This is a genomic window from Spirosoma horti (assembly GCF_054776595.1).
In genome coordinates this window covers 148,630-169,532 of the sequence record NZ_BAAHBQ010000001.1, presented here as the reverse complement: position 1 = coordinate 169,532, position 20,903 = coordinate 148,630, and the positions used below count along the sequence as shown (strand labels likewise).

Below are 20,903 nucleotides of genomic sequence, written 5' to 3'. Positions count from 1 at the left end.
GCCTGCTTTTTGCTCATTCACTCGCTCGTTCGTTCACTCGCTATCAGAAAAAGCCTAATTTATTCTTACTGTAAGAGATCAGCAGGTTTTTAACCTGGCGATAATGGTTCAGCATCATCAGGTGGTTCTCACGACCGAAGCCTGATTTTTTGTAGCCACCAAACGGCGCATGAGCCGGGTAATCGTGGTAGCAGTTGACCCAGACACGGCCCGCCTGAATCTGCCGGGGAATGGTATACAGTTCGTGGGCATCCCTCGACCAGAAACCGGCCCCAAGTCCATACAGGGTGTCATTGGCAATGGCTACGGCTTCGTCGGCATCTTTAAAGGTCGTTACTGACAATACGGGTCCGAAAATTTCTTCCTGGAAGATCCGCATCTTGTTGTTGCCTTTGAAAATAGTCGGCTGGATGTAGAAACCGCCTTCGACGCTATTGGCCGGGCCACCGCCCGTCAACACCTCCGCGCCTTCCTGTTTGCCAATGTCGATGTACGACAGAATTTTCTCGTATTGATCGTTGCTGGCCTGCGCACCCATCATGGTTTCCGGATCGAGCGGATGCCCAAGTTTAATGGCTTTGGTGCGCTCGATAACCCGCTCCATAAACTTGTCATAGATGTCCTCATGCACCAGCAGGCGGGAAGGGCAGGTGCAAATTTCGCCCTGGTTGAGCGCAAACATGACGGCGCCTTCTACGCACTTATCGAAGAATTCATCGTCCTGATCCGCGACGGATTTCATAAAAATATTCGGCGATTTGCCGCCCAGCTCCATCGTGACAGGAATCAGGTTTTCGGAGGCATACTGCATAATCAGCCGTCCGGTCGTGGTTTCGCCCGTAAACGCGACCTTATTAATGCGTTTGTGCTGGGCGAGGGGCTTGCCCGCTTCCGGACCAAATCCCTGGATGATATTGACCACGCCAGCGGGCACGATTCCTTCCAGCAACTCAAACAGAACGGCCAGCGACGTAGGCGTTTGCTCGGCCGGTTTGATCACGACGCAGCAACCAGCCGCCAGAGCCGGAGCCAGTTTCCAGGTCGCCATCAGCAGGGGGAAATTCCAGGGAATGATCTGACCGACAACGCCGATCGGTTCCTTAATAATCAGGGATAGCGTATCGGCGTTGAGTTCGGTTGCCGATCCTTCTTCCGCCCGAATGACGCCGGCAAAATAGCGGAAGTGATCGACTACCAAAGGCATGTCGGCCGCCATTGTTTCGCGGAGGGCTTTTCCATTTTCGACCGTTTCGACACGGGCCAGAAATTCCAGATTCTGTTCGATGACATCGGCAATCTGGAGGAGTACTTTGCTGCGTTCGGTTACTGACGTTTTTCCCCAGGTTTCAAACGCCTTATGGGCTGCCTCAACGGCTAAATCGACATCGGCCGCTTTTGACCGGGGCATTTTAGCAATCAGGCTGCCATCGACCGGCGATTCGTTGTTAAAATATTCACCGCCAACGGGTGGCACCCATTTTCCACCAATATAATTTTCGTACTGAGTTTTGAATATTGGCCGAGGCATAATCTTGCTCGGTGCTTCTGCAGTTTGCATGGCTGAAAAAGGTTTTTTGTGATTAATTAGCTTCTTCACAAATTTTGCCGAAATTGTCCAAGTTTAGTTGCGTTATCCTCTCATAAACTTACGAAATACTACCATCGGCTGATTGTATGGGACATCCTGGAAAAGTAGTGAAGAAAGAAGCTATCAGCGCCTGGGGCAACCGGTTAGACACGTTGGTCGAAAATAAGCTGACCCTAAGCCACGATTCGGCCGAATTACATTTGTATGAGACGTTTCAACCCGCTCAGTTGATTCAGCTGCGATTCAATGCCCCCGTGATGACGAGCATGCTGAGCGGACGCAAAGTGATGCATCTGCGCGAGATGGAGCCGTTCAATTATCAGCCCGGCGAGTCGTTGTTGCTGCCATCCGATCGGCTGATGCAGATTGATTTTCCCGATGCCACCACCGATGAGCCGACGCGTTGTCTGGCCCTGACAATCTCCGATGAGTTTATTCGGGAAACGATTGCCGAGCTCAATGAGCAGGTTCCCCGGGTTGAAACCGTCAATGAATGGCAATTGGATATTGACAATTACCTCCTGCAAAACGATCCTGAAATTAGCTCGCTCACCGACAAACTCATTCGGCTGTTTCGGGAAAATAACCCATTCAAGCCCTTCTTTATCAAGAACACGCTTCGTGAACTTATAGTCCGGCTCTCGCAAACCCAGGTCCGAACGGGCCTGCTTCGCCAGACAAGTCAACACATCAATACCAACCGGCTGGCGTATGTCGTGGCCTATATCCGGGAAAATCTAACGCGGGCCTTATCGGTCGAAGATTTGAGTGACAAGGCCTGCCTGTCAAAATCACACTTTTTCCGGCTTTTCAAAAGTGAACTTGGTATTTCGCCTGCTCAATTTATTTTAACTGAGCGCATCCAGTTATCAAAAGCTATTTTAAGCAATCCAACCAAGACGATAAGTGATGCCTGCTACGAATCGGGTTTCAATAGCTTGACACACTTCAGCAATACCTTTCGCTCCATTGAGCACATCTGCCCCCGGCAATTTAAACGGCAACTTTTTGGCGTAAACTAAAGTGGACAAGGAGTTTACGGTATTCGGTTTATGGTATATGGTTGGCTGACGCATGCCTATCAGGCGCGTCAGCCAACCATATACCATAAACCGAATACCATTTTTGCCTATCTTTGGTTAGTTATGACAACTAAGACTTCTTCAAAAGCGGCCTTTACGGCGCCTACTCTGGAGTTCATGCGCGAACTCGTTCAAAACAACAATCGGGAGTGGTTTCAGGCTAATCGATCTCGCTATGATGCGGCTAAAGCCGAACTTTGTGGCGTCGTTGAGCGAGTGCTGGCTGGATTGAGCCCATTCGAACCCTTAGCCAACACGGCCGTTAAGGACTGCATTTTTCGGATCAACCGGGATATTCGCTTCTCAAAAGATAAGGCCCCCTACAAATCCAATCTGGCATTTGCCATTGGCCCCGGTGGTCGGCATTCGGGCCGGATCGATTACTACGTACACATTCAGCCGGGCAACCAATCATTTTTGGGTGCGGGAATGTGGCAGCCAACACCCGCTAATCTCGCCAAGTTTCGACAGGAGGTCGATTATAATGTTGATGAACTGAAGACGATCATTGAGGCAGATGAATTCAAAGCCTACTTTCCGGAGGCATCGGGTGAGATCATGAAAACTACCCCCAAAGGATACCCCGCCGACCATCCCGAAATCGAATTACTACGCCGGAAGGAATTGTTCTTCATGCATCGATTTACGGATAAGGAAGTGCTGAAACCTAACTTTGCCGATGAAATTGTCCGCGGCTCGCGCATCATAAAACCCTACTGTGATTTGCTCAACTACCTGTTTTTCGACGAAAAAGAAGAGTCGGTAACGTTATAAACCGTAGCGATAAGTCGATTTCACCAGACAAATCCCGGCTGAATTTTGTGGCGAATGGTCATGCGAAAAATCTTTCGCGCATTTACTTTGAAATACAAAGTACTTTATATTTCTTTGTTCCATGAACTTTTTACTATAAAGAACCATGGTTATGCTTAGTCAAAACAGAAGGCTGGTTGGCATTGTGCTCACAGTAGCGCTTCTCTTGTCCGTACCACTAATCGCGATGCAATTTACCCATGAGGTGAACTGGAGTCCTGTCGATTTTATAGTCGCTGGTGTTTTGCTGCTCGGCACGGGACTGGCCTGTGAGTTTGTGTTGAGAAGTGTAACCAGAATGAACTACCGACTGGCCATCTGTGGAGCGCTTCTGCTGCTCCTTCTGCTCATTTGGATCGAACTGGCTGTCGGCATCTTCGGTTCACCCCTGGCTGGTAGCTAGGGTTAGCCGGGGCAAGTCGACCTTTCCAAACCCAACTTGGATTCTATAAAAAAAGCCCGGAGTCGTCAGACGCCGGGCTTTTTTATTTTTATCATTCGACTACTCCACCGCAATCATCGATACCGCTTTAGCCTCGAGTCTGGTTTCGCCCATCAGGTAGCAGTCGGCGGCACGGGCGGCTTCGCGGCCTTCCGAGATGGCCCACACCACCAGGGATTGACCCCGACGCATATCGCCAGCGGCAAACACTTTAGGATTGCTTAAGGATTGATAATTGGTTGCTTTTACATTGCCCCGCTCGTCATATTCCAGACCAAGATCATCGAGCAGACCGTTGTGTTGCGGATGCAGGAAACCTGCGGCCAGGAGAGCTAATTCGCAGGGAATTTCGCGTTCCGAACCGGGTAACTCGACCATCTGCATGCGGCCGTTCTCGTTTTTCCAGGTCAGATCGACAATTCGCAGTGCTTTCAGGTTACCTTGCTCATCGCCAACAAATTCTTTCGTATTGATGGACCAGTGGCGGTCGCAGCCTTCCTCATGGGAGGTGCTGGTGCGGAGCATCATTGGCCAGTTCGGCCAGGGTGTGTTTTCCGCCCGCTCTTTGGGAGGCATTGGCATCAGCTCAATTTGTGTCACGCTTGTGGCTCCGTGCCGGTTCGACGTACCAACACAGTCGGAGCCCGTGTCGCCACCACCAATAACGACGACATTTTTACCAGTTGCCAGCAATTCGCCGTCAGCATATTTCTGGCCCTGGTGATCCACGTCAACCGGCAGATTCGCATTGCGCTTATTCTGCTGGCTCAAAAATTCCATGGCCGGGTAAATGCCTTTCAGGTTTCGACCGGGAATGGGTAAATCGCGCGGCACGGTCGAACCACCCGTTAGCATGACCAGATCGAATTGGTCCAGCAAATCGTTGGCTTTCAAAGTTACCCCAACGTTAACGCCGGTTTTAAACGTAATGCCTTCGGCTTCCATAACCGCTAAACGACGGTCAATGGTCCATTTCTCCAGCTTGAAATCAGGAATGCCATAGCGTAGCAGACCACCAATTTGATCGGCCCGTTCGAAAACGGTTACGGTATGGCCGGCTTTATTTAACTGAGCAGCAGCCGCCAGCCCGGCAGGACCGGAACCCACAACAGCGATCTGTTTTCCCGTCCGCTCTTTGGGCGGTTTTGGTGTGACATAGCCGCGCTCGAAGGCCACTTCAGCTATTGATTTCTCAATGAACTCAATGGCAACGGGTGGTTTGTTGATGCCTAATACGCACGACGCTTCGCAGGGGGCTGGACAAATACGCCCGGTAAACTCCGGGAAGTTGTTGGTCGTCGCCAGAATCTCGTAGGCATAAGCCCAGTTCTGTTCGTAGACCGCGTCGTTGAACTCAGGAATAATGTTGCCCAGTGGGCAACCGCTATGACAGAAAGGAGTACCGCAGTCCATACAGCGCGCAGCCTGACGCTGCGAGTCCTGTTCTGAAAACTGAACTTCAATTTCCTTGTAGTCATGAATCCGCTGCTGCGGGTCGCGCTTTTTGGGTAGTTCGCGCGTAAATTCTAAAAATCCGGTAGGTTTTCCCATAGTAATATTTCGCCGTTACCCGTGCGTCACATCAACCGTTATATCCTGATAAACAATGCTTTTGTCGCGAATCTGATCGGCCAGCGAGATACCCCGTCCGGCCAGTGCCTTCTTGAAATCGGTAGGCATTACCTTCACGAACCGCTGAATCTGCTCGTCCCAGTTCTCCAGCAGAGCCAGGGCAACATTACTGGTCGTGTACTGGAAATGCTTCTCGACATATTCGCGGATGATGCCCTGGTCTTCGTCGGTGAGGCTTTCCAGGTTAACCATTTCCGGGTTGACCTTCGAAGCGAAAGTGCCGTCCTGATCGAAGACGTAAGCCACACCGCCCGACATCCCAGCGGCAAAGTTGCGGCCCGTTTGGCCCAGAATGATGGCCAGACCACCCGTCATGTATTCGAGTCCGTGGTCGCCCACGCCTTCCACCACGACTTTAGCACCGGAATTTCGTACGCAGAACCGTTCGCCCGCCATGCCCCGAATGAAGGCTTCGCCCGAGGTGGCTCCGTAGAATGTCACGTTCCCGACGATACTGTTTTCTTCCGGTTTGAACTGGGCCGTTCTGTCAGGATACACGATCAGCTGAGCCCCACAAAGTCCCTTACCGAAGTAGTCATTGGCATCACCTTCGAGTTCCAGTTTGATACCGGCAGTCGCGAACGCACCAAAACTCTGACCGGCTGTTCCGCGCAGTTTGATATGAATCGTACTGTCGGGTAATCCGGGGCCACCATACACTTTCGAGATCTCATTGGACAACATGGTGCCAATACTGCGGTCGATATTTTGTACGGTAAACTCACCATATACCGATTCGGCGGAGGCCAGTGCCGGTTGCGCTACCTCAATCAGTTTCCGGTCGAGAACGTCGTCCAGATAGTGATTCTGTTCTTCCTGTTTGTAGAGGGCTACATCGAGGTTCGTGGGTTCCTTGTAAAGCAGGGCGCTAAGGTTGACTTTCTTGTATTTCCAGTGCGGAAGATTATCGCGTAGTTCGAGCATTTGCGCCTGACCAACCATTTCGTTGATCGTACGGAAGCCGAGTTCGGCCATAATTTCCCGCAGTTCCATGGCCAGGAACGTGAACATGTTGACCACGTGCTCGGGCTTACCCGTAAAGAGCGCGCGTAGTTCCTTGTTCTGCGTAGCCACACCCACCGGACAGGTGTTCAAATGGCATTTGCGCATCATGATGCAACCTGTGGCCACCAGGGCGGCCGTGGCGACGCCAAATTCTTCGGCACCAAGCAGGGCGGCAATAGCCAGGTCACGGCCGGTCCGCATTTGTCCATCGGCCTGCACCGTTACGCGACCACGCAGCTTGTTCCGCACGAGTGTCTGGTGCGCTTCGGCCAGCCCCAGTTCCCAGGGCAGACCCGCGTGACGAATCGACGACAGGGGAGAGGCTCCCGTACCACCATCGTGACCCGAGATCAGGATATGATCGGCATGGGCTTTGGCAACGCCGGCGGCAATGGTCCCAACCCCGGCTTCCGACACCAGTTTGACACTGATTCGGGCGGCCCGGTTGGCATTTTTGAGATCAGAGATAAGCTGCGCTAGATCCTCGATCGAATAAATATCGTGGTGAGGAGGGGGCGAAATTAAGCCAACACCGGGCGTAGAGTGACGCGTCCGGCCGATCCAGTCATCGACTTTGAAGCCGGGCAATTGACCGCCTTCGCCGGGCTTGGCCCCCTGCGCCATTTTAATTTGTAACTCACGGGCGTTGGTCAGGTAGTAACTCGTTACACCAAAACGCCCCGAGGCAACCTGCTTAATCCCCGAGTTCATGCTGTCGCCATTAGCCAGGGGCGTGTACCGAAGCTCATCTTCGCCACCCTCGCCCGAATTGCTCTTGCCGCCAATGCGGTTCATGGCAATGGCCAGGGTTGTATGCGCTTCCCACGAGATAGACCCGAAGGACATGGCACCCGTCGCAAAGCGTTTGAAAATGCTTTCGATGGGCTCAACTTCTTCCAGCGGAACGGAGGCTCCTTTCTTGAACTTCAACAGACCGCGCAGGGTAATGGCTTTCTGCGACTGATCGTCGATCAGTTTAGAGTATTTTTTGAAAATAGAGTAATCGTTCTTCTGCGTCGATTGCTGAAGCAGGTGAATGGTATCCGGGTTGAAAATGTGCTTTTCGCCCCGTTGTTTCCATTGGTAAATACCGCCTACTTCCAGTCGGGGGGCCGACACGGGCATATCCGGGAACGCCACACAGTGACGAACCAGAATCTCGCGCGCAATTTCATCCAGACTCATGCCGCCGATCCGCGACACCGTACCCGTAAAGTAGCGACTAACGACATCCTCATTCAGGCCAAGGCACTCGAAGATCATGGCGCCCTGGTACGATTGCAGGGTCGAGATCCCCATCTTCGAGAAGATTTTGAGCAATTCGCCGTTCACTGCCTTGATATAATTCTTGTAGAGTTTGTCCAGGTCATAATCCACCTGGAGCAATCCCTTTTCCTTCATATTCGCGATCGTCTCGAATGCCATATAAGGGTTCACGCCCGATGCGCCATACCCGATGAGGGTAGCCACATGGTGCGTTTCCCAAACGTCACCTGCTTCCACGACAATACCAACTTTACCCCGTAATCCCTGACGAATGAGGTAATGGTGGATGGCGGATGTCGACAATAGCGACGGTATCGGCGCATGACTGGAGTCGATGGCGCGGTCTGATAGCACCAGAATCGAATATCCGTCCTGAATAGCATCTTCGGCATACCGGCAAATACGGTCAAGGGCGCGTTCCAGTGATTTACCCTCGCCATCAGCTGTAAACAGGCAGTTGATGGTTTTGGCCTGGAAGTTTGGCTTATCGATAAACCGGAGCTTATCAAACTCTTTTGTGGTCAGGACAGGTTGATCCAGTTCAACCTGACGGCAATGCTTGGGCGACTCGCTCAGGAGGTTATACGTGGCGCCAACAAATGAAATCAACGACATGATCGACCGCTCGCGAATCGAGTCAATCGGCGGATTGGTCACCTGGGCGAACAACTGCTTGAAGTAGTGGCTCATGTGCTGGCTCTGTTCCGATAGTACCGCCAGCGGTACGTCGGTGCCCATGGAGCCGAGCGCTTCTTTGCCCGTTTCAACCATCGGAGCCAGGATCATACGCAGGTCTTCTGACGTGAAACCGAAGGCCTGCTGCATCCGCAGTAACTTGGCCGGGTCGTAGTTGCTATACGTCCGTATGGGCGATTCCAGATCCTGAATTCGCACTTTATTATCGTCCAGCCATGCCTGATACGGCTTTCGGGACGATATTTCTTCTTTTATTTCTTCGTCCGAAACGATCCGGCCCTGTTCCATATCGACCAGGAACATTTTGCCGGGTTGTAGACGGCCCTTAGAAACTACTTTCGCGGGATCAATATCTAAAACGCCGACCTCTGAGGCCATAATGACGATGTCATCATCGGTAACCCAGAAGCGTGATGGACGAAGGCCATTGCGGTCGAGGGTAGCGCCAACGATGCGGCCATCCGTAAAGGAAATCGACGCCGGCCCATCCCAGGGCTCAATAAGCGCTGCGTGGAATTCATAGAACGCCTTTCGGACGGGGTCCATGTGATCGTTGCCATCCCAGGCTTCAGGAACGAGCATCATCATCACGTGTGGCAATGACCGTCCGCTCATCACGAGGAGCTCAATCGCATTATCGAGGTTAGCCGAGTCGGACTGACGCTGATCGCAAATGGGCAACAGCATGTCCATCTCATCTTTCGTAAACTTGGCAGATTCAAGAAGGCCTTCAGCGGCTTTCATCCAGTTTACGTTACCGCGTACGGTATTGATCTCGCCATTATGGGCAATATACCGGAAAGGCTGAGCCAGTTTCCAGGATGGGAACGTATTGGTCGAAAAGCGCGAATGGACAACGCCAAGGGCCGAAACAACCTCTTCATTCTGGAGATCCGGGAAATAGGGCTCCAGTTGAAGGGTGGTTAACTGACCTTTATACGTAATCGTGCGGCACGAAAGTGACGAAAAGTAGAAGGTATCTACACCGGCAATGGTTTCATTGATGATGCGCGTACTGTAGTTACGAAGGATGTAGAGTTTCCGCTCAAAGTCTTCAGCGTTGGTAATGTCGGCCGGGCGTTTGATAAACACCTGCTCCATCTGAGGTTCTGCCGAGTGGGACCCGTTGCCGAGGTCACTGTTATTGACGGGTACGATCCGGTAGCAAAGAAGCTCCAGACCGAGCATTTTCATCTTCCGGTTAAGCACCGCCCGGCATTCCTCACGGAGCCAGACGTCTTTCGGAAAATACACCATACCCACACCATATTCGAGGGCGGGAGGTAGGTGAACGCCCAGCTTACGGGTTTCGTCAATGAAAAATTCGTGCGGAATCTGGATAAGCAGCCCCGCGCCGTCGCCAGAATTTGGCTCGGACCCAACGGCACCCCGGTGCTCCATACGCCGAAGCATCTGGAGGGCATCCGCAACAATTTTGTGAGACTTGCGGCCTTTAATATGGGCCACAAAGCCGATACCGCAGTTATCGTGTTCAAACTCGGGGCGGTAGAGTCCCGCCATTTTGTCAACCTGATCAGACATGGTCGTAACAGTGTTGGGTAAGGTCGCTGTTTTTCGATTCTGATTGCCAAAATCGTAAAAAACAGGGACGATTATTGAGAAAAGCTAAATTAAAAGGTAGCCCGGACTATAAATTAAATCAGAAGATGGTAGCCGGACTGACGGGCGTTTGTGACAAAGTCATGCAATATACTACTAAAAAAATTTGGCAAAAATCGCTTTTGCCGGAATTTAATAGTAAACGGTCTTAATTGTGATTTTGATTATAATTGTTCTTGGAATATATCAATTATACCAGTGAGTATGTCAGAATGAGTACAGCTAAATGTCAATAACTATTTTCATAGGTTACTAGTCATTCAATAAGCTTCAGTGAAATTTGATTATGTACGTCAACAGGGGGCGAAGACATCGTTGTTCGCTGGATTGATAACCCATGGCACGGATAGGACCAATTAAACGAAAAATGGGCAGATAAACTAGTATTGGAGGCATAAAAAAAGCCGCTCTATTGAGCGGCTTTAGCCTTTTGTGATCCGGCTGGGATTCGAACCCAGGACCCATACATTAAAAGTGTATTGCTCTACCAGCTGAGCTACCAGATCGGTACCCGCTTCAACAAACCAGCTGTTCGTCGTTTGGGAATGCAAAAGTAGGGTTTTGTTTTTGTAAGCGCAAGCAAATGTTAAAAAAAAGTTAATTGCTGGGTGAGTTTTACCGCTTCTACAGCCTCCCGAACGTCGTGAACCCGTAGTATGGACGCCCCTTTCAAGAGAGCCGCCGTGTTTAAGACGGTTGTCCCGTTCAGGGCATCTTCTGCTTTGATTTTCAGCGTTTTCCAGATCGTCGTTTTGCGGGATAATCCCACCAGAATGGGTTCGTCAAAGAGCTTGAAATCGGCCAGATGATGCAGGAGTTCAAAATTTTGATTTGGTGTCTTTGCAAACCCAAATCCGGGGTCCAGAATGATATCTTTATGGCCCAAAGACCGGAGTTCGATCAGGCGGATGGCCAACTCATCGATGACCTCAGTTGTCACATTTTTGTAAACGGCCATCGATTGCATGGATTGGGGCGTGCCACGCGTGTGCATGAGTATATAAGGAACGCCCAGCCCGGCAACAGTGCTAAATATGGCAGAGTCCAGCGTGCCGCCAGCAATGTCGTTGACCAGAGCTGCCCCCGACCTAACCGCCTGTCGTGCTACCGAGGCTCTGAACGTGTCGATCGAAATCAGGGTCTCGGGAAAAGCCGCCAGGATAGCCTCGATAATGGGTAACACCCGGTCGGCCTCTTCAGAAGGGCTTACCTCAGCTGCGCCGGGCCGGGTCGAATAGCCGCCGATATCCAGAAAAGTAGCCCCTTCCTGTAGCATGCGTTCGGCCGTAATAACGGTGTTGTCGAGTGACACGCGACTATCCGCAAAGAACGAATCGGGGGTTATATTCAGGATTCCCATGACGGCGGGCTGGGTCAAATCGACAAGGCGCCCCCGGCAGTTCAGCGTTTTTTTCGTAACTTTCGGCATTGTATAGTTTGTGGTTGTGTCGAACCGCCGGGAGGTTTGTCGTTCGTGGTTAACCACAAACTGTATACTACAAACTACGGACCCGAATGTCTCAAACCGAATCCGAATATCGGCAGGTTATCCAACGCTGCAAAGATTTATTTTTGAAAAAGAACCAGGACTATGGCACAGCCTGGCGAATTCTGCGTTTGCCAAGTATCACCGACCAGATTTTTATTAAGGCGCAACGCATTCGGACCTTGCAGGAAACGGGCGTTAGTCGCGTGGGAGAGGGCATCGAGCCTGAATTTGTGGGGATCATTAATTACTGCGTAATGGCGCTGATCCAGATTCAGTTGGCTGGTAATACGACTGTCCCTGTGGGAAACGATATTCCGACGGATGAACTTGAAAAGCTGTACGATGCTGAAATTGGCCGGGTTATTGATCTGTTATTTGCCAAAAATCATGATTATGGTGAAGCCTGGCGTGATATGCGGGTCAGTTCCATGACGGATATTATTCTAATGAAACTTCTGCGAACGAAGCAGATCGAGGATAACCAGGGGGCGACATTAGTTTCGGAAGGCGTAGAGGCCAACTATATGGATATGATCAATTACGCCGTTTTTTGTTTGATTAAAATGACAAATGAGTTGAGAATAGAGCGGTAAGAATAGTGTGTTTAGGGTAAACCACTCCCTATTCTTCATACTTGACACTTCATTCTTAACTGTACACTATGAATCCGACAACATCGCAACCTAAAGTTAAGACCGGCACACCACCCATGTTGATTGCCGCCCGTATCGCCCGAATTCTGGTCGGTATCGTTTTTATTTTTTCGGGACTTATCAAACTCAATGATCCGGTTGGCACGCAGATCAAGTTTGAAGAATATTTCGAAGTTTTCGCGCAGGATTTACCCTTCATGCACGACTTCTTTATGGCGCTGGTGCCCTTCACACTGGCCATGTCGGTGCTGTTTTGCGCGGCCGAAATCATTCTGGGCGTAGCCCTGCTGGCCTCCTACAAACCTAAAGTAACGGTTTGGCTGTTGTTTTTCCTGATCACGTTCTTTACGTTCCTGACGTTTTATTCCGCTTATTTCGACCGCGTAACCGACTGCGGTTGCTTTGGTGATGCCATCAAACTCAAACCCTGGACTTCCTTTGGGAAAGACATCGTGCTGATGGTATTGATCCTGTTTATCATTGGTCATCGAAACCGCCTGCGGTCCCGCAATACGGGCTGGCTGGTTGGGTTAACGATCGTGTTCACACTGGGGCTTGGTATTTATGCCGTTCAGTTTTTGCCGCCCATCGATATGTTGCCCTATGCCGTGGGTAAGAACATTCCGGCCCAGATGAAGCCATCGGAGCCACTGCGCTACAAGTATTTAATGGAAAAAGGTGGTAAAACAACCGAGTTTGAGCAGTACCCGACCGACCAGAGCTATACTTTTAAGGAAATGGTTTTGGTGAACCCGAATGCCAAACCCAAAATAACCGATTACCGCATCTGGAATGACGAGGGGGACTTCACGCAGGAAACGTTTGCCGGCAACAAGCTCTTTATTATCGTTAAAAACATCAAGGATATCGATGCGGGTAGTCTGCCCGCTATCCGCTCACTGGTAGAGGGACTGCAGGGCTCGTCAGTAAAGCCTTACATTCTGACCTCAACGAGTGACGACGAAATTAAGGCATTCCGGAAAGAATTTCAGTTGGAGTCAGTGCCCTATTACAAAGCCGATGCTACGGTTCTGAAAACGATCATGCGCTCGAATCCGGGCACCTGGTTGTTGAGCAATGGAACGGTACGGGGTAAATGGCACTTTAATTCAACGCCGGATGCGGCAGAAATCAAGAAAATTGTGACTGATTGAGTGATAGACTGATTGACTAGTTAAATAAGAAAGTTATTCAATCAGTCTATCACTCAATCAGTCACTCATTGTGAATGAAAAACATCTTCCTGATCGGGATGCCATCCTCTGGCAAAAGTACACTGGGTAAGCGAGTCGCCGATGCCCTGCATTACCGTTTTGTCGATACGGATAAACTCATAATCAGGGAAGAAGGAAGGTCCATCGCCGATATTTTTGCTGAATCGGGCGAAGCGTATTTTCGGGAGGCAGAACGACGGGTGCTGCGAACCATTAAACCGGGTGGAAGTCTGGTGGTATCAACGGGGGGCGGGATGCCTTGTTTTCACGAGAACATGGCGTATATCAACGCCACGGGTATATCCGTTTTTCTGGATGTTCCGGTGGAGATTCTGGTGAAACGTATGCTGGTGCATGCCCAGGACGATCGCCCGCTCCACAGTCCGACCGATCCCGAATTGCTGGCGAACTTAAGGCAACGCTATATCACCAGACTTCCTATTTATAGTCAGGCGACTATAGTTGTGTCCGGCGAAACGACAGGGGATGAAATTCTGCAACGGATAGGTAAGCTGCTATAAAGTAAAATGGCGTCCCCAGGGGACGCCATTTTACTTTATATTTTGGGTTTCTAGAAAAACACTCCGACGGATAGCATCACGCTCGTGCTCCGATTCGTGCTGGCAATGGTTGGTGTATCAACGGCGTTGGGAAGTTCGAACGGAGTAAAGCCCGATTTGTAAGTCAGGTAAGTACCTGCCAGGTCGGCAAAGAAACGGTCGTTACGAATGCCTAAACCAGCCGACAACTGAATTTTGTCCCGGTCTGATTTTGCGATGCGGTCGAGGTCGATCTTATAGGCACTAGGCAAATACGCAACACCGGCCCGCAGCCGCAACAAGCCTGCCCGAATTTCGGCCCCTGCCCGAACGTTCACCACATTCTGGTACGTCTCCTTCACAAAGCCAGTTACGTCATTTTTGAAATCGACGTTGTCCTGCTGATTGGTAAACGAGGATGTCCGAACGCGCATTCCCTGGTAGCCAACGTATTCGGCCGTTGCGGTAATAAACCCGATTTTGCCGCTACCCAAAAAATAAGTAGCGCCACCAGACGCCCGCAAAGGCGTTTGAAGCGAATACTCAAAGTTATTGGATGGGTCGAGCACATCGACGCTGTTTGTTTTCAATTGTAGGTTCGGGTCCTTAGCAACCGCCGTCAGCGTTTGCCCAAACACTTCGTTGGCACTGCTAAACGTTGGTGTTACGACCGTTGCTCCTACCTGCAATTGTGGACTCAATCTATACATCAAGCCAAGTGAAGCGTTTATGCCATTTCCTGTAACATTGAAGGTGTTTATTTGCCCATAATTGGAAAAGGTGACTCCCCCAACCGGACTTTCCAGAAAATTATATTCAGATGAATACTTCAACCGGGTTAGCGCAATAGACCCACCGATGTATAACTTATCATCTAAGTTACCAGCATACGAAATCGACCATTGAGAGTGTGCTCCTGAACGAGTGAGCGTTGCCCGCTGGTCTTTTTGCCTGGTGGCATCGAAACGGGTGTAAGGGGGGCCTGAACCGTTGGTGCCTAAATCAGTGGGATTAATAAGAAACAAACCATAGGCCGCTGCTTCTCTGAAGTCGGCACTGCGGTCGCCGGGAAAGAACGCGTCCGCTAGTTCCGCTTCACTATATTTAGCATTATTGGCCGCGTTCACATAGGTCTGAGCAATGGACGAATTGGGGTTATTGTTCAGCCCGCGTGCATCCGTATAATTATAAAAATTTGCGGATTGGGAATAGGAAATACCAAAAGCGGTCCGGCGCCAGCGTCGGTTGTTATCTGATCTTCCGGCCAGCACAAGACTTAGTTGACCAATGCTGAGTTTACCCCCCGTACTGTTCGTTTGCTGCCCCAGAAACGAATTCTGGTTGTTGACGGACGTATAAGTGGGGCTAATGCTTAACTCAGACCGATTGTAGAAGGCCAGACCAGCTGCATTACCAAACAGGTTACTGGCGTCGCCACCCAGGGCGGCATGGTTTCCGCCAAGAGCCCGAAAACGGGCCGTGCCCGTTTGCGTAAAATCAGAATAGCGGAAAGCGTCATCAGCATAGTCGAAAGCCGCTCCCTGGCCAAAGGCCAGCGGAGATAGTAGCACGAGGGCTACCGATAAGGAGAGCTGTTTATTCATGTTTTTAATACGATTGGTGGCGTGTGCTACGGGTTTTAGGACTTAGAACGAATTAAGAACTGAACGTTTAATTGGTATCTGACAATTGCGTAGCTAGCACGACACATACAAAACGAAAATCCCCGCTAATTGTCCTAATCAGCGGGGATTTTTTCGAAAAATAATTTAGCGTACTAGCGTGGACCACGTCCGCCACCTGAGTGACCACCACCGCCACCCGAGGAAACTCCTCCGCCACCGCCACTGTAACTTGGGGCGCTGTAGCTCCGGCTAGGCGCACTGTAGCTTGGCTGCTGATAGCTGGGTTGTGACTGTTGATAGCTACCCCGGCTCTGGCTTTGATACGATGGCTGCTGATAGCTTGGCTGAGACTGCTGGTAACCGCTACGGCCGCCACCGCTATACCCACTGTTTCCAGTAGAAGGTGTATAACTGCCCCGGCTGCTTTCGCGTGGCCGTGCGTAATAAGTGTTACCTGAATTGCTGTTGTAGGCAGGTGCTGTAGCCGGTGAACTACTGGCAGACCGGCCATTGCCGCTGGCGCTGTTGTCGTAGTAATAGGAACCCCGGCTGCTGCCGTTGCTTGGGCGGGCATAATACCCGTCGCTATTACTGCGGGTAGCACTGCTAGCTGATCCTGTGTTGGCGCTACGGCCTCCGTTCGGATTATACGTGCGGGCTGAGTTATCGAATGGTGCGTTGAAACGACCTGCCGAACGATCAGCTGTGCGGCTGTAAGTACGATTCCGGTATGGATCGGCACCAGCTACATAAACATTGTTTACGTAGACAGGACTGCCGTAGTAACCACTGTAGCCACCATAGCCAAAGGGGGAATAGAACGGACTGCCGAAGCCACCATATCCGTAGGGGCTGTAGAACGAATCGAATCCACCATAGCCGAAGGGTGAGTAACCAAATGGCGAATAGGCAAACGAGTTTCCGTAGAAAGGCGAGTAGAACGGACTGCCGAAGCCCATGCCGAAGCTATTGTAGCCGCCGTAGCCCCCAAACGCACCTAAGCCCAGGCCAAGACCCAATCCACTGTAAAAACCAGTGTTGTTGAAGCCCCAGCGATTCCAGCTATAAGCCGATGTGGTAGCCGAATTATAACCGTTGACAAAACCTGAGTTGTATGCGTTTGTACCTGTGTCATTCCAACCCGGATCGGGAGAAAGACCACGGTTAAGTTTGCGGGCACTCAGATCGGCATAATACTCATCCGTGTTGCTGCTTCCGTTCGAATTGTACTGCTGGTCATCAACATAATCGGGATTCGCATTACGCGAGCGTTGCTGTTGCCGCTCAAGGCGTTGCTGCTGACGGGATGTCTGCGGAGCAACCGAAGAATAGTCAGATGAGTTGCTGGCATAGACGGCAGCATTGCCGGAATTGCCGTATAAATCATCTATCTCTCCAGCATTCTGAGCTGTTTGCTTACTGGAGCTACAACTCCAGATGCCCATCAGCGCGGCCAGAGACAGGTAGCGATATAAGGGTTGCGTTTTCATTTGGCCAAGGAATTGAAGTAATAAAGGCTCATATTGAGAACTCTTTCAATATATAACACAGGAATGACCTGTTTGATTACAAAAATAGACTAAAAACCTATCTTTGCAAGTTCTTGTACATTAGATTCCATTTTGTTACTAAAGGTTTAATTCTATTTAAAATAAAGTTAGAAATAGTCGTTGGAGATCTGGAAAGAACCAGGGCGAGCCATAGCCAGCAGCAAGTAGTGAAGGATTCGTTCCGGAAGCCTGCAAAATGTGACCACTCATCGTTTTATCCATCTATTTACGACTCCTTCTAATCCGTTCACGCATGGCAAAAGCGCTTCCGTCCCGTAGTGAAAACTACTCCGAGTGGTATAACGAATTGATTAAAAAAGCTGACCTGGCCGAAAACTCGGCGGTGCGGGGATGTATGGTCATCAAGCCCTATGGGTTTGCGATCTGGGAAAAAATGCAGCGGGCTCTCGACGATATGTTCAAAGAGACTGGTCACCAGAATGCTTATTTCCCATTGTTCATCCCCAAATCCTTTTTGAGTAAAGAAGCCTCGCACGTTGAAGGCTTCGCCAAAGAGTGTGCGGTCGTGACGCATTACCGGCTCAAAAATGCCGAGGATGGTTCGGGCGTAATCGTTGATCCTGAGGCCAAACTAGAAGAGGAACTCATTGTCCGGCCAACGTCGGAAACTGTAATCTGGAGTACCTATAAGAACTGGATTCAGTCGTACCGCGACCTGCCGTTGCTAATCAACCAGTGGGCTAACGTCGTGCGATGGGAAATGCGTACCCGTATTTTCCTGCGCACCACCGAGTTTTTATGGCAGGAAGGCCACACGGCCCATGCCACCTCCGAAGAAGCTCAGTTTGAAACGCGTCAGATGCTCGACATTTACGCCCAGTTTGCCGAAGAGTGGATGGCCCTGCCCGTTATTAAAGGCACAAAAACGGCTAACGAGCGGTTTGCCGGAGCCGACGATACACTCTGTATCGAAGCCATGATGCAGGACGGAAAAGCACTTCAGGCGGGCACGTCGCACTTTTTGGGGCAGAATTTTGCCAAAGCCTTTGAGGTGCAGTTTCTGAACAAACAGAACCAGCTGGACTATGTGTGGGGAACCTCCTGGGGGGTGTCGACACGGCTCATGGGCGCACTGATCATGGCCCACTCCGACGATGATGGGCTGGTATTGCCACCCAAACTGGCACCTATTCAGGTCGTAATCGTGCCCATTTACCGGAGCGAAGAACAACTGGAGTTACTGTCTGCTAAAATCAAGCCCCTGGTACAGGAGTTGAAAAAGGCTGGCATCTCGGTAAAATACGACGATTCTGACGCCAATAAGCCCGGCTGGAAATTTGCCGAATATGAACTTCGGGGCGTTCCCGTCCGGCTGGCTATGGGTGGCCGTGACTTAGAAAATGGAACCGTTGAGATTGCTCGTCGCGACCTGAAAACTAAGGAAACGGTCCCCTTCGATGGGCTGACCGAGCATATCAAAAACCTGCTCGAATCAATTCAGGAAACCATCTATGCCAAAGCCAGAGCGTTCCGTCAGGAGAACACCTTTACCGTCGATACATTTGAACAGTTTCAAGAGCAGCTCGAAAAGGGCGGGTTCATACTGGCGCACTGGGATGGGACGAGCGAAACAGAAGAGGCTATAAAAGAGGCAACTAAAGCCACTATACGTTGCATTCCGTTCGATCAGGAAGCCGAAGACGGCGTGGATGTTTTTTCTGGTAAACCCTCGAAGGGGCGCGTCGTATTTGCCCGGGCTTATTAGAACGCTATTTGTTAATTGCCCAGTTTGTACCTACAGGCTTAGTCCGTAATTCGCTTTGCTTGATAAACGAACTACGGACTAAAGCCCGTAGGTACATTCCAATCAATTTACTGTAGCTCTCTGTGCATAGACAGTTGTTGTTGACGCGTGCTTTGCAGGTACCAGCTCACGACGGCGAACGTTACGCCACTCAGCCCGGTAAGCCAGACAATGCCACTCAGGCTCATGTATGACCAGGCATGGCGGCTGATTCCATCCATAATGGCCATCAGCATCATACATAAACCAAGGGCCATGATAAAGGCGTTTCGTAACGTAGTCGGGTAGGCCTGGCGCAAGTCGTACGCCCCGTAGGCTTTGTTTCGAAATTCAAAAACTATATCGTCCAGGCTGGCTTGTTTCAGTTGATCGGCGGTCATGGCAAGCTCAATCTGATAGGTTTCGCGTAAATGCCGTACGGCTTTCACATTAGCCTGTTCCAGCACGGCGTCCAGCGCCTTGTCGAAAGGGAGCCCCAGCCAGAGATACTGTTCTACTTCACAGGCGAGGTGATCAAGCAGTTCGTCAACCAGAACATCCGTTGAGCCGCTGCGAATTAAGTGATTGTGTAAAGTCGCTAGTTGTTGAGGGCTGAGTTTTTTCATGACACTATCTCAGTTTAAACTCGTGAAAAAAGCTGTTTTAATGGCTTGTTGCTAAGTTGACCGGTAATTGCAGTAAGGTACGCATGGTGTCCATAAAGCGCTCAAAGTCAGATAATTTTTGGGCTGCAGCATGGGTGCCCTGTGGCGTCAACGCATAGTATTTTCGCAGACGTCCTTCTACTTCCTCCGTTTCTGTTGTCAGTAATCCTTCTTGTTCCAGCTTATGCAGCACTGGATACAAAGCACCAAAGGTCAGGGTTATCTCGCCATGTGTTCGTTCTTTTACCGCCTGCGTAATTTCATACCCATACATACGCCCCTGCCGGGCGGACGTCTGGCCAGCGGGGTCAGTTTTTTGTTCAGACAGTAATTTCAGGATGATTGTTTTTAGAGTTCCCCGTAGAAACTCATTACCCGATGATTCCATATCGGAAAAAGGAAGTTTTTTGACTTATCTACTGTAAATATATATAAGATTCTAATATATGAAAATCAGTACTTACTTTTTTTGTCTGCTGATCGCGGGTAAGTAGCCTGAAGTGGAGGACGCCTTATCAATGTAGGCGAGTCATCCTTTAATCCGAAATTTTCTGGAAAGGGGACATTCGTTGCTTCGAAATATAGTGGAATCGAGCCTAGTTTTAATCAGAAATGCGCCAGAAATAGAGCCAGAAAATACCCGTCAGGCCATAATTTTAGCGGGCAAATACCAGACGTTGCTGGATAAAATTTGAACTTTTGCCCCTGGACGGTAGTTCGTCAAAAGTTAGCGTACAGCTCAAACTTTGCCGGAAGTTCCGGTATTTTTATGGCGACGTTATTTACCACAAACAACATAACAATATGGCACAAGCAAAATCTGGCGATACCGTTCAAGTCCACTACACCGGAACCCTGAGCGACGGAACCGTATTCGATTCATCAGAAGGCCGATCGCCCCTGGAGTTCACTGTTGGCAGTGGTCAGGTTATTAAAGGGTTCGATGATGGCATAACGGGCATGAACCAGGGGGAGAAGAAAACCATCAATATCCCCGTGGAAGATGCGTATGGGCCAGCCAATGAAGATATGATTTTTACCCTGGAACGTTCCGATATTCCAGCTGATATTCCACTTGAGTTGGGCATGACACTCAACATGCATGAAGATGGTAACCCAAGGCCTATTCCGGTTATCATCCGTTCGTTAACCGACACACACGTTACACTCGATGCCAACCATCCGCTGGCCGGCCAGGATCTGACGTTTGCTATTGAATTAGTGGGCGTGAAATCACCATCAGGATTGATTCTGTAAAGTAGCGGGGATTTCAATAAAAG

16 protein-coding genes and 1 tRNA gene are annotated in these 20,903 nt (G+C 50.3%); 8 read left to right on the top strand and 9 right to left on the bottom strand.

Features of this window, described 5'->3' with window-relative positions; translation table 11 throughout:
* Positions 1–43: 43 nt before the first annotated feature.
* Positions 44–1,558: an aldehyde dehydrogenase family protein gene (locus tag ACYVAM_RS00830; RefSeq protein WP_461062960.1), complete on the bottom strand. Its 1,515-nt coding sequence runs from the start codon at positions 1,556–1,558 to the stop codon at positions 44–46.
* Positions 1,559–1,674: 116 nt separating this feature from the next.
* Between ACYVAM_RS00830 and ACYVAM_RS00825 the strand changes: the two genes are divergently transcribed.
* The 3 genes from ACYVAM_RS00825 (at position 1,675) to ACYVAM_RS00815 (ending at position 3,886) form a co-directional block, all read left to right on the top strand.
* The gene (locus tag ACYVAM_RS00825; protein WP_461062958.1) at positions 1,675–2,610 is read left to right on the top strand and encodes a helix-turn-helix domain-containing protein; all 936 of its coding nucleotides are present in this window, start codon (positions 1,675–1,677) and stop codon (positions 2,608–2,610) included.
* Between the two features lie 123 nt (positions 2,611–2,733).
* Positions 2,734–3,444, top strand: coding sequence for a DUF2461 domain-containing protein (locus ACYVAM_RS00820; RefSeq protein WP_461062956.1), 711 nt, complete (start codon positions 2,734–2,736; stop codon positions 3,442–3,444).
* 151 nt (positions 3,445–3,595) lie between these two features.
* Positions 3,596–3,886, top strand: coding sequence for a hypothetical protein (locus ACYVAM_RS00815; protein ID WP_461062954.1), 291 nt, complete (start codon positions 3,596–3,598; stop codon positions 3,884–3,886).
* A 99-nt stretch (positions 3,887–3,985) separates the two neighbouring features.
* Here the strand turns inward: ACYVAM_RS00815 and ACYVAM_RS00810 are convergent, their stop codons facing one another.
* The 4 genes from ACYVAM_RS00810 to folP form a co-directional block, all read right to left on the bottom strand.
* Entirely contained in the window at positions 3,986–5,476 is a 1,491-nt protein-coding gene (locus ACYVAM_RS00810) for a glutamate synthase subunit beta (protein WP_461062952.1), read from the bottom strand.
* Between the two features lie 15 nt (positions 5,477–5,491).
* Positions 5,492–10,066, bottom strand: coding sequence for a glutamate synthase large subunit (gene gltB / locus ACYVAM_RS00805; RefSeq protein WP_461062950.1), 4,575 nt, complete (start codon positions 10,064–10,066; stop codon positions 5,492–5,494).
* A gap of 511 nt (positions 10,067–10,577) precedes the next feature.
* Positions 10,578–10,650 (bottom strand) — tRNA-Lys (locus ACYVAM_RS00800).
* Between the two features lie 80 nt (positions 10,651–10,730).
* Complete coding sequence (gene folP, locus ACYVAM_RS00795; RefSeq protein ID WP_461062948.1) at positions 10,731–11,573, bottom strand: dihydropteroate synthase; 843 nt, start codon at positions 11,571–11,573, stop codon at positions 10,731–10,733.
* Positions 11,574–11,659: 86 nt separating this feature from the next.
* Between folP and ACYVAM_RS00790 the strand changes: the two genes are divergently transcribed.
* The 3 genes from ACYVAM_RS00790 (at position 11,660) to ACYVAM_RS00780 (ending at position 14,021) form a co-directional block, all read left to right on the top strand.
* Positions 11,660–12,226 (top strand): DUF1599 domain-containing protein, encoded by a 567-nt coding sequence (locus ACYVAM_RS00790; protein WP_461062946.1) that lies wholly within the window; start codon positions 11,660–11,662, stop codon positions 12,224–12,226.
* Positions 12,227–12,294: 68 nt separating this feature from the next.
* On the top strand, positions 12,295–13,440 hold the full coding sequence (locus ACYVAM_RS00785; RefSeq protein ID WP_461062944.1) for a BT_3928 family protein: 1,146 nt from the start codon (positions 12,295–12,297) through the stop codon (positions 13,438–13,440).
* 74 nt (positions 13,441–13,514) lie between these two features.
* Positions 13,515–14,021: a shikimate kinase gene (locus ACYVAM_RS00780; protein WP_461062942.1), complete on the top strand. Its 507-nt coding sequence runs from the start codon at positions 13,515–13,517 to the stop codon at positions 14,019–14,021.
* A gap of 50 nt (positions 14,022–14,071) precedes the next feature.
* On the opposite strand, the gene ACYVAM_RS00775 is transcribed toward ACYVAM_RS00780, so the two are convergent.
* Together ACYVAM_RS00775 and ACYVAM_RS00770 are read right to left on the bottom strand one after the other, a co-directional pair.
* Complete coding sequence (locus ACYVAM_RS00775) at positions 14,072–15,643, bottom strand: hypothetical protein (protein ID WP_461062940.1); 1,572 nt, start codon at positions 15,641–15,643, stop codon at positions 14,072–14,074.
* Positions 15,644–15,816: 173 nt separating this feature from the next.
* The gene (locus ACYVAM_RS00770; RefSeq protein WP_461062938.1) at positions 15,817–17,154 is read right to left on the bottom strand and encodes a hypothetical protein; all 1,338 of its coding nucleotides are present in this window, start codon (positions 17,152–17,154) and stop codon (positions 15,817–15,819) included.
* 313 nt (positions 17,155–17,467) lie between these two features.
* On the opposite strand from ACYVAM_RS00770, the gene proS reads away from it, so the two are divergent.
* Positions 17,468–18,940: a proline--tRNA ligase gene (gene proS, locus ACYVAM_RS00765; protein ID WP_461062936.1), complete on the top strand. Its 1,473-nt coding sequence runs from the start codon at positions 17,468–17,470 to the stop codon at positions 18,938–18,940.
* A gap of 107 nt (positions 18,941–19,047) precedes the next feature.
* On the opposite strand, the gene ACYVAM_RS00760 is transcribed toward proS, so the two are convergent.
* Together ACYVAM_RS00760 and ACYVAM_RS00755 are read right to left on the bottom strand one after the other, a co-directional pair.
* Positions 19,048–19,584: a hypothetical protein gene (locus ACYVAM_RS00760; RefSeq protein WP_461062934.1), complete on the bottom strand. Its 537-nt coding sequence runs from the start codon at positions 19,582–19,584 to the stop codon at positions 19,048–19,050.
* 37 nt (positions 19,585–19,621) lie between these two features.
* Positions 19,622–20,011, bottom strand: coding sequence for a PadR family transcriptional regulator (locus ACYVAM_RS00755; protein ID WP_461062932.1), 390 nt, complete (start codon positions 20,009–20,011; stop codon positions 19,622–19,624).
* A 416-nt stretch (positions 20,012–20,427) separates the two neighbouring features.
* Between ACYVAM_RS00755 and ACYVAM_RS00750 the strand changes: the two genes are divergently transcribed.
* Positions 20,428–20,880, top strand: coding sequence for an FKBP-type peptidyl-prolyl cis-trans isomerase (locus tag ACYVAM_RS00750; protein WP_461062930.1), 453 nt, complete (start codon positions 20,428–20,430; stop codon positions 20,878–20,880).
* Positions 20,881–20,903 lie beyond the last annotated feature (23 nt).

Bases quoted from the DNA above. Each gene is read 5' to 3' on its own strand.
- ACYVAM_RS00770 (WP_461062938.1), bottom strand. From the start codon at position 17,154: ATGAAAACGCAACCCTTATATCGCTACCTGTCTCTGGCCGCGCTGATG.
- ACYVAM_RS00750 (WP_461062930.1), top strand. From the start codon at position 20,428: ATGGCACAAGCAAAATCTGGCGATACCGTTCAAGTCCACTACACCGGA.
- ACYVAM_RS00830 (WP_461062960.1), bottom strand. From the start codon at position 1,558: ATGCAAACTGCAGAAGCACCGAGCAAGATTATGCCTCGGCCAATATTC.
- folP (WP_461062948.1), bottom strand. From the start codon at position 11,573: ATGCCGAAAGTTACGAAAAAAACGCTGAACTGCCGGGGGCGCCTTGTC.
- ACYVAM_RS00785 (WP_461062944.1), top strand. From the start codon at position 12,295: ATGAATCCGACAACATCGCAACCTAAAGTTAAGACCGGCACACCACCC.
- ACYVAM_RS00790 (WP_461062946.1), top strand. From the start codon at position 11,660: ATGTCTCAAACCGAATCCGAATATCGGCAGGTTATCCAACGCTGCAAA.
- ACYVAM_RS00810 (WP_461062952.1), bottom strand. From the start codon at position 5,476: ATGGGAAAACCTACCGGATTTTTAGAATTTACGCGCGAACTACCCAAA.
- ACYVAM_RS00820 (WP_461062956.1), top strand. From the start codon at position 2,734: ATGACAACTAAGACTTCTTCAAAAGCGGCCTTTACGGCGCCTACTCTG.
- ACYVAM_RS00780 (WP_461062942.1), top strand. From the start codon at position 13,515: ATGAAAAACATCTTCCTGATCGGGATGCCATCCTCTGGCAAAAGTACA.
- ACYVAM_RS00775 (WP_461062940.1), bottom strand. From the start codon at position 15,643: ATGAATAAACAGCTCTCCTTATCGGTAGCCCTCGTGCTACTATCTCCG.
- proS (WP_461062936.1), top strand. From the start codon at position 17,468: ATGGCAAAAGCGCTTCCGTCCCGTAGTGAAAACTACTCCGAGTGGTAT.
- ACYVAM_RS00825 (WP_461062958.1), top strand. From the start codon at position 1,675: ATGGGACATCCTGGAAAAGTAGTGAAGAAAGAAGCTATCAGCGCCTGG.
- ACYVAM_RS00760 (WP_461062934.1), bottom strand. From the start codon at position 19,584: ATGAAAAAACTCAGCCCTCAACAACTAGCGACTTTACACAATCACTTA.
- ACYVAM_RS00815 (WP_461062954.1), top strand. From the start codon at position 3,596: ATGCTTAGTCAAAACAGAAGGCTGGTTGGCATTGTGCTCACAGTAGCG.
- ACYVAM_RS00755 (WP_461062932.1), bottom strand. From the start codon at position 20,011: ATGGAATCATCGGGTAATGAGTTTCTACGGGGAACTCTAAAAACAATC.
- gltB (WP_461062950.1), bottom strand. From the start codon at position 10,066: ATGTCTGATCAGGTTGACAAAATGGCGGGACTCTACCGCCCCGAGTTT.